Below are 12,637 nucleotides of genomic sequence, written 5' to 3'. Positions count from 1 at the left end.
GCGGCATGGCGAGAGCCGGCGCGGCGGCGCATCCGGTTTGCGGCGCCCTGTGGCGGCGGGTCCGCAGCCTTGCGCGCGGTGCAGGGCGCCCCTGCCGCGGCGCGGGATGCACGGCGGCGCCGGGACGGATAGGCTGCGTGCCGGTTCCGTCGGCACCCTCGGGTTGCGACGCACAAAAATTGATAGGGATCTCCTTTGGAATGATTGCGATCTGCTATCGTTTCCGGTAGGCAAACCCCAGATCGTTGAGGACCTTCGCATGTCCGACATGCCCGGCGCGGCCAACCGCCCCCTTTCTCCGCACCTCCAGATCTATCGCCCGATGCTGACGATGATGATGTCCATCGTGCATCGCATCACGGGGGTGGCCCTCTATGTCGGCACGCTGCTGCTGGCGTGGTGGCTGGTGGCGGCGGCGACCTCGCCGGCGGCGTTCGCGACCGCCAATGCCGTGCTCGGCAGCCTGATCGGCAAGGTGGTGCTGTTCGGCTATTCCTGGGCGCTGATCCACCACATGCTCGGCGGCGTACGCCATTTCATCTGGGACACCGGCAACGGCTTCGGCCCGGAAGCCCGCGAACTGTTCGCCAAGGCCACGATCGGCGGTTCGATCGTGCTGACGATCCTTTTGTGGATCGTCGTCGTGCTGGTCCGCTGACGGAGATAATGAGCGATGGCCACCGACCAGGGTTCGATGCGCACCTCCCGCCGCCGTGTCGGCGGGCTCGGCTCCGCCCGTTCGGGCACCCAGCATTTCTGGCAGCAGCGCCTCACCGCGCTGGCCAACATCCCGCTGATTCTCGGCTTCCTCGTCGTCGTCGTCTCGCTGGCCGGCGCCAGCCACACCGAGGTGGTGACGACGCTGGGCCATCCCTGCATCGCCATCCTCACCTTGCTGATGCTGCTGTCCGCGCTGATCCACATGCGCCTCGGCCTGCAGGTGGTGATCGAGGACTACATCCATGAGGAGGGCGTGAAGGTGCTCGCCCTCATGGCCAACACCTTCTTCACGATCGCGGTGGGCGTCGCCTGCGCCTTCGCGGTCCTCAAGATCAGTTTCGGAGGCTGAGCCGATGGCCGGGTCCACCAACGGGAACGGGGCTTCCGCGGCGCGCGCCGGCGCGGCCTACCCGATCATCGACCACACCTATGACGTGGTGGTGGTCGGCGCCGGCGGGGCGGGGCTGCGCGCGGTGGTCGGCTGCTCGGAGGCGGGGCTGCGCACCGCCTGCGTCACCAAGGTGTTCCCGACCCGCTCGCACACGGTGGCCGCGCAGGGCGGCATCGCCGCCGCGCTCGGCAATATGAGCCCGGACGACTGGCGCTTCCACATGTACGACACCGTCAAGGGGTCGGACTGGCTGGGCGACCAGGACGCCATCGAATATCTGGTGCGCCACGCCCCCGCCGCCGTCTACGAGCTCGAGCACTGGGGCGTGCCGTTCTCGCGCACCGAGGCCGGCAAGATCTACCAGCGCCCGTTCGGCGGCATGACCACCGATTACGGCAAGGGCACCGCGCAGCGCACCTGCGCCGCCGCCGACCGCACCGGCCACGCCATCCTGCACACGCTCTACGGCGCGGCGCTGAAGCACGACGCCGAGTTCTACATCGAGTATTTCGCGCTCGACCTGATCATGGACGAGGAAGGGCGCTGCCGCGGCCTCGTCGCGCTGAAGATGGACGACGGCACGCTGCACCGCTTCCGGGCGCAGACGGTGATCCTCGCCACCGGCGGCTATGGCCGGGCCTATTTCTCCGCCACCTCGGCGCACACCTGCACGGGGGATGGGAATGCGATGGTTCTCCGCGCCGGCCTGCCGCTGCAGGACATGGAGTTCGTGCAGTTCCACCCCACCGGCATCTACGGATCGGGCTGCCTGATCACCGAGGGCGCCCGCGGCGAGGGCGGCTACCTCACCAATTCCGAGGGCGAGCGCTTCATGGAGCGCTATGCCCCCTCGGCCAAGGACCTCGCCTCCCGCGACGTCGTCTCGCGCTCCATGACCATGGAGATCCGCGAGGGCCGCGGCGTCGGCAAGAACAAGGACCACATCTTCCTGCACCTCGACCATCTCGACCCGGCGATCCTCGCCGAGCGCCTGCCGGGCATCTCGGAGAGCGCGCGCATCTTCGCGGGCGTCGACGTGACCAAGGAGCCGATCCCGGTGCTGCCGACCGTGCACTACAATATGGGCGGCATCCCGACCAACTTCCACGGCGAGGTGGTGACCCGCAAGGACGGCAACCCCGACCATGTGGTGCCCGGCCTGATGGCGGTGGGCGAATGCGCCTGCGTGTCGATCCACGGCGCCAACCGGCTCGGCTCCAACTCGCTGACCGACCTCGTGGTGTTCGGCCGCGCGGCGGCGCTGCGCTGCGCCGAACTGCTGACCCCCGGCGACAAGCAGCGCGAACTGCCGGCGGATTCGGCCGAGCTGGCGCTGTCCCGCCTCGACCGCTTCCGCAACGCCGCCGGCGGGACGCCGACCGCCGAGCTGCGGCTGTCGATGCAGAAGGTCATGCAGAACAACTGCGCCGTCTACCGCACCGGCGAGGTTTTGGAAGAGGGCCGCAAGCTGATCGCCGACGTGTTCGCCGGCACCGACGACATCCGCGTCACCGACCGCTCGCTGGTGTGGAACTCGGACCTGATCGAGACGCTGGAATACGACAATCTGATCTGCCTCGCCGCCGTCACCATGGAAGGCGCGGCCGCCCGCACGGAGAGCCGCGGCGCCCATGCGCGCGAGGACTATCCCGAGCGCGACGACCACAACTGGATGAAGCACACGCTGGCCTTCGTCGATTTCGACACCCGCGCGGTGCGGCTCGACGACCGCCCGGTGCACACCTACACGATGAGCAACGACATCCAGTACATCGAACCGCGCAAGCGGGTGTATTGAGCCCTTCCGTCCGCTCGCGGCCCGGCCGCGCAGGGAAACGTCGCCATGGTCCAGCTTACCCTTCCCAAGAACTCGCAGATCCAGGGCGGCACGGTGTGGCCGAAGCCCGCCGGCGCGAGCCGGGTGACCGAGTACAAGATCTACCGCTGGAACCCGGACGACGGGAAGAACCCGGCGGTCGACACCTATTATGTCGACCGCGACGATTGCGGGCCGATGGTGCTCGACGGGCTCATCTACATCAAGAACACCATCGACCCGACGCTGACCTTCCGCCGCTCCTGCCGCGAGGGCATCTGCGGCTCCTGCGCGATGAACATCGACGGCACCAACACGCTCGCCTGCCTCAAGAGCATGGACGAAGTGTCGGGCGGTGTGGTGAAGATCTACCCGCTGCCGCACATGCCGGTGGTGAAGGACCTCGTGCCGGACCTCACCCAGTTCTACGCCCAGCACGCCTCGGTGGAGCCGTGGCTGCACACGCAGACGCCGGAGCCGGAGAAGGAATGGCCGCAGTCGCGCGCCGACCGCGAGAAGCTCGACGGGCTCTACGAGTGCATCCTGTGCGCCTGCTGCTCGACCTCCTGCCCGAGCTACTGGTGGAACGGCGACCGCTATCTCGGTCCCGCCGTGCTGCTGCAGGCCTATCGCTGGCTGATCGACAGCCGCGACGAGGCCACCGGCGAGCGGCTCGACAATCTGGAAGACCCGTTCCGGCTCTATCGCTGCCACACCATCATGAACTGCTCAAAGGCCTGCCCGAAGGGGCTGAACCCGGCGAAGGCGATCGCCGAGATCAAGAAGATGATGGTGGCGCGCCAGTTCTGAGGCGGTACAAGAGGCGGGCGATGAGCGACGCCCGCCCCGCCTTCCGCTTCGCGCCCAGCCCGAATGGCCGGCTTCATCTCGGCCACGCCCGTTCAGCCCTGCTGAACGAGGCCATGGCGCGCGCGCGCGGCGGACGCTTCCTGCTGCGCATCGAGGATATCGATCCCACCCGCTGCCGGCCCGAGTTCGAGGCGGCCATCTATGAGGATCTCGCCTGGCTGGGGCTCCACTGGGAGCGGCCGGTGCGGCGCCAGTCCGAGCATATGGCCGATTATGCCGCTGCGCTCGACCGGCTGGAGGCGCTGGACCTCGTCTATCCGAGCTTCGAGACCCGCGCCGAGATCGCCCGCGCGGTGGCGGCGCGCCCCGATTGGCCCGCCGACCCGGATGGCGCGCCGTTGTTTCCCTTTCCCCGCGATTCGATGAGCGCCGCCGAGCGGGCGCGTCGCCGCGCCGCGGGCGAACCGCACGCGCTGCGGCTCGACATGGCGAAGGCCGTGGCGCTCGCCGGGCACGGGCTCTGCTGGCGCGAGGGCGGGGCGTTGGCCGATCGGGGCGACTGGGCCGGGCCGATGGCCGGCGCCATCCCGGCGGAGGCGCGCGCCGCCGTCGCCGATCCCGACGGCTCCGCCGATCCAGCCGGTTTCGCCACGATCGCGGCCGATCCGGCCAAGTTCGTCACCGTCGCGGCCGATCCGGCCGAATTCGTCACCGTCGCGGCCGATCCGGCCGCGTGGGGCGACGTGGTGCTGGCGCGCAAGGAGGTGCCGACCAGCTATCACCTCTCCGTCGTGGTCGACGACGCGCTGCAGGGCGTCACCCATGTCGTGCGCGGGCGCGACCTCTATTTTGCCACCGCCATCCATCGCCTGCTGCAGCACCTGCTCGGCCTGCCCGCCCCGAGCTACGCCCATCACGGGCTGGTACTGGATGGCGAAGGGCGCAAGCTCTCGAAGAGCCTGCGCTCCACGGGGATCGCGGATCTGAGGGCCGCCGGCGCAACGCCGCAGGAGGTGCGGGCGCGGGCGTTAAGATAGGGGAAGGAACGCGGCGACTAACCTAGCCGGGGGACCACGTCGGGTCGCATCAGCGTGACCCGCTTAACACGATCGAGCGCCACCTCATATTCGAGATGAGTCGTGTAGTCGCTTCCTTCGAACCGGTCCCATGCGCCCAGAAGCCCCAGCATCGAATCATGGCGGCCGCCCCCGCTTCGCGACGGCGGCCCGAAGTGACCGAGAACCCGGGAGCGGCCCCAGTGAAAGAGATGATCGAGTGGCAGGCCGTCGGAGGCGGCTCGATTGCCAGTCTCAATGAATATGGTGGTGATCGTCTCATCGGCATCGCAGACGACCGACACGCCTTGCCCGACGAAAACGTAATCCACGCAAGGCGGCGCGCAAGCGTCGTCCGTCGACCTCACGATTTCCCAGGTATCGAAGGGCTTTTGCCGGAGAAGGGTCCAGATCGGCTCACCCAGGAAAGCGCTGAGTTTCATTCCCTTGCGCCTTGCGTGTCGATGCGGCCTAGCCGAGCCTACCCCACCCGCAGCACCATGAATCACACCGTCACGGTGAACAGGCTCACCACGGTCGAGAGCGAGACGGCGCTGGCGGTGGCGGCGGGCGCCGCCTATGCGCTGCGCCTCGATATGGACGCGGCGCTGGCGGCGGGGCTCGCCGCGGGCGGCGGCACGCTGGCGTGGGACGAGAAGGGCGTGCCGGTGCCGGCCGACCCTGCTGCCTGGGGCGACGTGGTGATCGCGCGCAAGGACACCCCCACCAGCTATCACCTCGCGGTGGTGGTGGACGATGCGTTGCAGGGCGTCAGCGACGTGGTGCGCGGGCAGGACCTTTACGCCGCAACCTCCGTGCACCGGCTGCTTCAGGTCCTGCTGGGCCTTCCCACGCCGCGCTATCACCACCACGCATTGCTGCGCGGCGGCGACGGGCGGAAACTGTCCAAGTCGCTGGGGTCGGTGAGCCTGCGCGACCTTCGCGCCGCCGGGGCGAGTGCCGGCGACATCGCGCGCCTGGCTTTCTCGGATAGCCGGGAACGCGTTGGCACGCCGGAAACCTAGAATCCTATCGCCCTGCGGCTTCGGCTTGAGTTTACCCGCGAATTGAGAAAGCTTGAGGTTACGGCCCCTATGTTCCGTAACGGTATTCGGCGGGCGGCGCGACGAGAGGATGTAATGGTGGCTTCGACGGTACGCTCAGTAACATATAACCTGCTGCGAGAGCTTGGCCTGACGACGTTCTTCGGCAATCCGGGCTCGACCGAGGAGACCTTCCTCAAGGAATTCCCTTCGGACTTCACCTATCATCTGGCACTTCAGGAAGCCTCGGCGATTGCGATGGCGGACGGCTATGCGCAGGCGACCGGCAAACCCGCCATCGTAAATGTGCATACCGCCGCCGGTCTCGGAAATGCGATGGGCAATCTGATCACGGCCAGCCTCAACAAGACGCCTCTGATCGTCACTGCCGGCCAGCAAACCCGCGACATGCTGCTGATGGAGCCGTGGCTGACGAATGTCGATTCCACCATGCTCCCGCGCCCCTGGGTGAAGTGGGCCTATGAGCCGGCCCGCGCCGAGGATGTGCCGGCCGCCTTCATGCGGGCCTACGCCACCGCGCTGCAGGCCCCGCAGGGGCCGGTCTTCCTCTCGCTGCCGCTCGACGACTGGGATAAGCCGTTCTCGACCCCCGCCGTGGTGCGCACGGTGAGCCGGCGGGTGGCGCCGGACCCCGAGCGGATGAAGGAGTTCGCCACTATCCTGTCGGCCGCCGCGAATCCGGCCCTGATCTTCGGGGCCGCCATCGACAGGGGCGCCGGTTGGGCCGATGCGGTCGCTCTCGCCGAAAAGCTCGACGCCACTGTCTGGGCCGCGCCGGCCAGCGAGCGATGCCCTTTTCCCGAGGACCATCCGCTCTATGCCGGCGGTCTGCCCTTCGCCATCGCCCCGCTCTGCAAGAAGCTGGAGGGGCATGACGTCGCCATCGTCATCGGCGCGCCGGTGTTCCGCTATTACCCCTATGTCGCGGGCGACTATCTGCCGACGGGCATGAAGCTGCTGCATATCAGCGATGACCCGGCAGAGACCTCGCGCGCGCCGGTGGGCGACAGCCTCGTCGCTGATGCCGTGCTCGCGACCAAGGCGCTGGTCGATCTGGTGACGGCCCGCGCGGCGGGCGGGGACAAACCCAGGCAGCCGCATCGTATGGCGCCGCATCCGGCGCCGGAGGTCGAGGTATCGGCGAGCGGCGTTCCGACCGCCGCCGAGGTTTTCGCGGCTCTGGCCGAGGTGCGGCTGCCGCACACGGTGTTGGTGGAGGAATCGCCCTCCAACCTCGCCGACCTGCACACGCATTGGCCGATCACGGAGCCGGCGACCTTCTTCACCTTCGCCAGCGGCGGCCTCGGCTGGAATCTTCCGGCCTCGGTCGGTATCGCCCTCGGGGAGCGCGACACCGGCCGGAAGCGTCCCGTGATGCTGATTATCGGCGACGGCTCGTTCCAGTATTCGGTGCAGAGCATCTGGACTGCCGCGCAGAACAAGCTGCCGCTGGTGATGCTTGTGCTGCGAAATGGCGAGTACGGCATCCTCAAATCATTCGCCGTGCTGGAGGAGACGCCTGGCGTGCCCGGCCTCGACATTCCCGGCATCGATATCGTCAGCCTTGCCAAGGGATATGGCTGCGCTTCCGAGCGGATCGCCGACCTCCATACGCTGAAGACGAAGGTGGCCGCGGCATTCGAGGCAGACGGCCCGACCATCATCGAGGTCCCGATCGATCCTGCGATTCCACCGCTGATCTGATGCAGGGCTCCGCGCTGAGCCCGGTTCAACTCACCCCGAGGATGAGGAACCACACCGTCACGGTGAACAGGCTCACCACGGTCGAGAGCGAGACGGCGCTGGCGGTGGCGGCGACGCCGGCCTTGTGGCGCTGGGCGAGGAGATAGGCGTTGACGCCGCAGGGCATCGCGGCGAAGGCGACCGCCACCTGGCCCCACACCTTCGGCATCGGCAGCACCTGCACCAGCAGGAACACCAGCGCGGGGTGGATGCAGAGCTTCAGCCCGGCCAGCATCGCGGAGGGGGCGAAGTCGCCGCGGATTGGGTAGCGGTGCAGCGCGAGGCCGAGCGAGACCAGCGCGCAGGGCGAGGCGGCGGCGGCGAGCAGGTCCAGCGTCTGCTTCGGCACCCCCGAGGGCACGAAGCCGACGATCTTGGCCAGCGCGCCGGCGTAGATGCCGATCAGGATCGGGTTGAAGGCGAGGGCGCGGCCGAGCTTCAGCAAGGCGGGGCCGGACAGGCCGCGCCCGACGCCCTCGGCCAGCAGGGTCGCCACCAGCATCATCACCGGCAGGTGGATGGCGATGAGCAGGAACAGCGGCACCGCGCCCTCCGGCCCGAACGCCTTCAGGATCAGCGGCACGCCCATGAACACGGTGTTGGCCTGGCCGGCGCAGAAGCCGAACACCACCGCCTCGGCATGGCTGCGCCCGAACAGCCGGCGCGCGGCGAACATCGAGATGGCGAAGACGCCGAAGGCGCCGGCGAAATAGGCGATCCAGTAGCCCCAGGGCTGGCCGGTGGCGGGAACGGCGACCTCGGTCAGCGTCTTGAATATCAGCACCGGCACGGCGAGGCCGAAGACGAATTCGGACAGCCCGTCCGCCGCGCGCTCGCCGAGCAGCCCGGTGCGGCTCGCGCCGTAGCCGACGCCGATCAGCGCGAAGACCGGGGCGACGATGAGCGCGATGACGCTGAACTGTTCGAGCACGGCGGGGCCTCAGGCGGCGAGGTCGGCGGGCGCCTCGCCGGCGGCGGGTGCGAGCAGGCGCGCGCGATGCACCGGCACCATCGCCTCGATGCGCGCCCGCAGCCGCTCGGCGACGGCGGCCGGCGCGTCGAAGACGATCTCCGCGTGGAGGGTCGCGGCCGGCGTGTCGAGGCGCAGCGCGGCGGGCATCACGTCGTAGATGGCGAAGGGCTCCAGCAGCCGGAGCAGGACGTTGGGATCGGCAGCCGCCTCCACCAGCAGGCGGTGGCGCTCGCGATCGGGCGCCGGCGCCTGCCGCGATCCCGCCCGGGCAGGTTCACCGGCGGCGGGGCCGGCCGCAGCAACGGACGAGGTGACAGGAGACGACGTCGGAAGCGAAGACGTGACAAAAGAAGACGTGACAAGCGAAGACGTGGCGAAGCCGGGTGCGGCGGTCATGGCGCGAAATCCGTGGAAAGGACGGGCAGGGCAGGCGGCGTCAGTCGTCCCGGCCGAGGTGATCGGCCGGGCCGCGAATTCGCCGTGCCAGCGGGGCGCAGACGCCCCTCATCCGGAATTCCGCGTGCATCATGGGAGGCGCAAGCTAGGCCGGGTTCCGAACCCCGTCAATCCGACGCGCGAATCGCCCGCGGAAGGTGTCCCGGAACCGCACCAAGCGGTTGACGCATCGGAGCTTCGGCGGCACGCTGGCCTGCCCTTTTCAAGGCCAACGACAACGCACCACGCCTATGTCCGCCATCCAATCGATCAGGGGTTTGTCATGAATCTGCGCTTCAGCGGTGTGCTGCTGATGTCCGCTCTGCTTTTGTCGGCCTGCGGCGAGCCGACGCCCGGGCCGCAGGGTCCCGCCGGCCCGGCCGGCGCGGCCGGCCCCGCGGGCCCGGCGGGTCCTGCCGGCGCGGTCGGGCCTGCCGGTCCCGCCGGCCCGCCCGGTCCTGCGGGCGTCGCCGGTCCCGTCGGTCCGGCCGGCCCCGCGGGTCCTGCCGGTCCGGCCGGCACTGCGGGCCCCGCGGGCATGGCCGGCCCGGCCGGTCCCGCCGGCGCGGCGGGCGCGCCCGGTTCCGAGGTGCCCGGCGTGGTGCGCGTCGTGATCCGCAACGAGTGCTTCTCGCCGGCCGGCTGCGAGCACAGCTGCGCCGAGGACGAGGTAATGGTGAACGCCTATATCGGTGACGCCGAGGGCGGCGAGGTGAAGCCGGTGAGCGTGCGCGCGGCGAACTTCAAGCCGAAGGGCTCGCAGGCCGCCATGGTGCTGCTCTGCACCCGCAAGCCCTGAGGCGGGATTCCCGCCAGGCTTCCTCCGGCGGAGACCGGCTCCGCCGGAGGGTTCTATCTCTCCGCACGCCTCGGTCCCGGATCGGCGGCGCACCTTCCGGCGGGGGCAGCTCAGCCTTCGCCCCGCGGTCCGGAGGCCGGCGATGACACGCGTGAGCGTCTCGTTCCGCGGGGTTCCCGATAGCGGCGCCGCTCTCGGCCGGGCGGGCATGCACAGCGTCGTGGTCGACCGGCCCGAGGGGAGGGCCGGCGGCACCGGGCTCGGCTTCAATGGCGGGCAGCTGCTGGCGCTCGCCATCGGCGGGTGCCTGTGCAACGACCTGCATTACGTCGCGCACGCCATGGGTATCACGCTGACATCCCTTGCCGTCGAGGTGAGCGTCGAGTTTGACGGTGAGCCGCTGCTGGCCCGCGGCGCCGAGGCTGCGATCGCGGTGACCAGCGCCGATCCGGCCGATGATCTCGACGACCTCGTCGCGCGGGTGCGGGCGGATTCCACCGTCGCGAACTCGCTGGCGCGCGGCGTGCCCGTCACCGTCGCCCGACCGGCTGGCTAGAGCACGCGCCGATCGGCTTGCGCCGCAAGCCGATCGGCTCACGCGTTCTCTATCAATGGATTAGAGGGCGATTTGCCGATCAGATTGATTCAATCTGATCGGATCGCACTCTAGCCCACCGCCTCCGGCTCGCTCGCCCGATCCACGATGGCGACGATGTCGGCCATGATGCGGTTCAGCTCGAAATCCTTCGGCGTGTAGACGGCGGTGACGCCGTAGTCCTTCAGCGCGGCGGCGTCCTCCGGCGGGATGATGCCGCCGACGATCACCGGCACATGGCCGAGCCCTGTCGCGCGCAGGAGATCGAGCGTCTCGCACACGAGCGGCACATGCGAGCCGGAGAGGATGGAGAGGCCGACGACATGGGCGCCGTCGCGCGCCGCCGCCTCGACAATCTCCGCCGGGGTGAGGCGGATGCCCTCATAGGTCACGTCCATGCCAGCGTCGCGGGCGCGCACGGCGATCTGCTCGGCGCCGTTGGAATGGCCGTCGAGGCCGGGCTTGCCGACGACGAATTTCAGCCGCCGCCCCAGCCGGCCTGACACCGCCTGCACATGCGCGCGCACCTCGTCGAGGTCGCCGGGCTGCTGGCGGGCGGTCGAGGCGACGCCGGTCGGGGCGCGGTATTCGCCGAAGCGGGCGCGCAGGGCCGAGCCCCATTCGCCAGTGGTGACGCCGGCTTTCGCGCAGGCGATCGAGGCCGGCATGATGTTGAGGCCCTCCTTCGCGGCGCGGGCGAGGTCGGCCAGAGCCGCCGCCACCGCCGTGCCGTCGCGCGCCGCGCGCCAGGCGTTGAGCCGGGCGATCTGCTCGCCCTCGACTTCGGGCGCGACGGTGAGGATGGCGCCCTCGCCGGTGGTGAGCGGGGAGGGCTCGGTATCGGTCCAGCGGTTGACGCCGACCACCACCTGCTCGCCGCGTTCGATCGCCTCCAGCCGGGCGGTGTTCGATTCGACCAGCTGGCGCTTCATGTAGGCGCTCTCGATCGCCGCGACGGCCCCGCCCATGGCGAGGATGGCGTCGACCTCGGCCTTCGCGGCCGCCTTCAGCTCGGCGACCTTGGCGGCGATCTCGGCGGAGCCCTCGAAGATGTCGCCATAGTCGAGCAAGTCGGTCTCATAGGCCAGCACCTGCTGCATGCGCAGCGACCATTGCTGGTCGAAGGAGCGCGGCAGGCCGAGCGCCTCGTTCCAGGCGGGAAGCTGCACGGCGCGGGCGCGGGCGTTCTTCGACAGCGTCACCGCCAGCATCTCGATCAGGATGCGGTAGACGTTGTTCTCCGGCTGCTGCTCGGTAAGGCCGAGCGAATTCACCTGCACGCCGTAGCGGAACAGCTTCTGCTTGGGGTCGGTGATGCCATAGCGCTGCGTGCAGATCTCGTCCCACAGCTCCACGAAGGCGCGCATCTTGCACATCTCGGTGACGAAGCGCAGGCCCGCATTGACGAAGAAGGAGATGCGCCCGACCACCTCGCCGAAGGTCGCCGCGTCGGTCTCCCCGCTCGCCTTGACGCCGTCGAGGATGGCGATGGCGTTGGCGAGCGCGAAGGCGAGCTCCTGCACCGGCGTCGCCCCGGCCTCCTGCAGGTGGTAGGAGCACACGTTCATCGGGTTCCATTTCGGCAGCTCGCGGGTCGTGAACAGGATCACGTCGCGGGTCAGCCGCATGGAGGGCGCGGGCGGGAACACATAGGTGCCGCGCGAGAGATATTCTTTCAGGATGTCGTTCTGGGTGGTGCCGGTGAGCGCGGCGCGGTCGGCGCCCTGCTCGTCGGCGACCGCGATGTACAGCGCCAGCAGCCAGGGGGCGGTGGCGTTGATGGTCATCGAGGTGTTCATCTTCGCCAGCGGAATCTCGCTGAACAGCGTGCGCATGTCGCCGAGATGCGAGATCGGCACGCCGACCTTGCCGACCTCACCGCGGGCGAGGAGGTGGTCGCTGTCGTAGCCGGTCTGGGTCGGCAGGTCGAAGGCGACGGAGAGGCCGGTCTGGCCCTTGGCGAGGTTGGATCGGTAGAGCTCGTTCGACTTCGCCGCGGTGGAATGTCCGGCATAGGTGCGGAACAGCCAGGGCTTGTCGCGCGGGGGCCTGCCGTGGTTGCCGGACGGGCCGGGGGCGATGGCGCGGGCCGCTGCCTCGCGGGTCGTGGTGTCGGCCATGGTCGTCCTCCGGCGCATGCTGTCGCGGCGGGATTGTCTCTCCCGTTCGGAGGCGATTGTTTCTCACCTCGTTTCGCGGTGCAATAAGCCCTTCGCCCGAGTGGGGTGCCGCCGTC

Annotated in this window: 12 protein-coding genes and 1 pseudogene; 9 read left to right on the top strand and 4 right to left on the bottom strand. The window is 69.3% G+C overall.

Annotated elements, in window-relative coordinates; translation table 11 throughout:
- The first annotated feature begins 259 nt into the window (after positions 1 to 259).
- The 5 genes from sdhC to ACEUEL_RS14540 are packed head-to-tail and all read left to right on the top strand — an operon-like array spanning position 260 to position 4,774.
- Positions 260 to 658, top strand: coding sequence for a succinate dehydrogenase, cytochrome b556 subunit (gene sdhC / locus ACEUEL_RS14560; protein ID WP_405706898.1), 399 nt, complete (start codon positions 260 to 262; stop codon positions 656 to 658).
- Positions 659 to 673: 15 nt separating this feature from the next.
- The gene (gene sdhD / locus ACEUEL_RS14555; protein WP_405706896.1) at positions 674 to 1,069 is read left to right on the top strand and encodes a succinate dehydrogenase, hydrophobic membrane anchor protein; all 396 of its coding nucleotides are present in this window, start codon (positions 674 to 676) and stop codon (positions 1,067 to 1,069) included.
- 4 nt (positions 1,070 to 1,073) lie between these two features.
- Positions 1,074 to 2,909: a succinate dehydrogenase flavoprotein subunit gene (sdhA, locus tag ACEUEL_RS14550; RefSeq protein ID WP_405706894.1), complete on the top strand. Its 1,836-nt coding sequence runs from the start codon at positions 1,074 to 1,076 to the stop codon at positions 2,907 to 2,909.
- A 45-nt stretch (positions 2,910 to 2,954) separates the two neighbouring features.
- Positions 2,955 to 3,737, top strand: a complete 783-nt coding sequence (locus ACEUEL_RS14545) for a succinate dehydrogenase iron-sulfur subunit (protein ID WP_405706892.1) — start codon at positions 2,955 to 2,957, stop codon at positions 3,735 to 3,737.
- A 20-nt stretch (positions 3,738 to 3,757) separates the two neighbouring features.
- Positions 3,758 to 4,774: a glutamyl-Q tRNA(Asp) synthetase gene (locus ACEUEL_RS14540; protein ID WP_405706890.1), complete on the top strand. Its 1,017-nt coding sequence runs from the start codon at positions 3,758 to 3,760 to the stop codon at positions 4,772 to 4,774.
- Between the two features lie 17 nt (positions 4,775 to 4,791).
- Here ACEUEL_RS14540 and ACEUEL_RS14535 read toward each other — a convergent pair whose 3' ends face one another.
- The gene (locus ACEUEL_RS14535) at positions 4,792 to 5,235 is read right to left on the bottom strand and encodes a hypothetical protein (protein ID WP_405706889.1); all 444 of its coding nucleotides are present in this window, start codon (positions 5,233 to 5,235) and stop codon (positions 4,792 to 4,794) included.
- 96 nt (positions 5,236 to 5,331) lie between these two features.
- Here ACEUEL_RS14535 and ACEUEL_RS14530 point away from each other — a divergent pair.
- Both ACEUEL_RS14530 and mdlC read left to right on the top strand, forming a co-directional pair.
- Positions 5,332 to 5,817 (top strand): annotated as a pseudogene (locus ACEUEL_RS14530) (glutamate--tRNA ligase family protein); the annotation flags it as partial.
- A gap of 114 nt (positions 5,818 to 5,931) precedes the next feature.
- Positions 5,932 to 7,560 carry a benzoylformate decarboxylase gene (mdlC, locus tag ACEUEL_RS14525; protein ID WP_405706887.1) on the top strand — a complete coding sequence of 543 codons (1,629 nt, stop codon included), beginning with the start codon at positions 5,932 to 5,934 and terminating at the stop codon, positions 7,558 to 7,560.
- A gap of 25 nt (positions 7,561 to 7,585) precedes the next feature.
- Here mdlC and ACEUEL_RS14520 read toward each other — a convergent pair whose 3' ends face one another.
- The gene (locus ACEUEL_RS14520) at positions 7,586 to 8,530 is read right to left on the bottom strand and encodes an AEC family transporter (protein ID WP_405706885.1); all 945 of its coding nucleotides are present in this window, start codon (positions 8,528 to 8,530) and stop codon (positions 7,586 to 7,588) included.
- Between the two features lie 9 nt (positions 8,531 to 8,539).
- Positions 8,540 to 8,785: a hypothetical protein gene (locus ACEUEL_RS14515; RefSeq protein WP_405706883.1), complete on the bottom strand. Its 246-nt coding sequence runs from the start codon at positions 8,783 to 8,785 to the stop codon at positions 8,540 to 8,542.
- 505 nt (positions 8,786 to 9,290) lie between these two features.
- Between ACEUEL_RS14515 and ACEUEL_RS14510 the strand changes: the two genes are divergently transcribed.
- Both ACEUEL_RS14510 and ACEUEL_RS14505 read left to right on the top strand, forming a co-directional pair.
- A complete protein-coding gene (locus ACEUEL_RS14510; RefSeq protein ID WP_405706881.1) occupies positions 9,291 to 9,806 on the top strand; it encodes a hypothetical protein in 516 nt (171 codons plus the stop codon).
- Between the two features lie 142 nt (positions 9,807 to 9,948).
- Complete coding sequence (locus ACEUEL_RS14505; protein ID WP_405706879.1) at positions 9,949 to 10,362, top strand: OsmC family protein; 414 nt, start codon at positions 9,949 to 9,951, stop codon at positions 10,360 to 10,362.
- Positions 10,363 to 10,472: 110 nt separating this feature from the next.
- Here the strand turns inward: ACEUEL_RS14505 and ACEUEL_RS14500 are convergent, their stop codons facing one another.
- Positions 10,473 to 12,521, bottom strand: a complete 2,049-nt coding sequence (locus tag ACEUEL_RS14500) for a protein meaA (protein WP_405706876.1) — start codon at positions 12,519 to 12,521, stop codon at positions 10,473 to 10,475.
- Positions 12,522 to 12,637: the final 116 nt, after the last annotated feature.

It is taken from the genome of Ancylobacter terrae, from assembly GCF_045108345.1.
Taxonomy (GTDB): Bacteria; Pseudomonadota; Alphaproteobacteria; order Rhizobiales; family Xanthobacteraceae; genus Ancylobacter.
The sequence above is the reverse complement of the archived record's forward strand: the minus strand, read 5'-3'. Positions and strand labels throughout refer to the sequence as shown.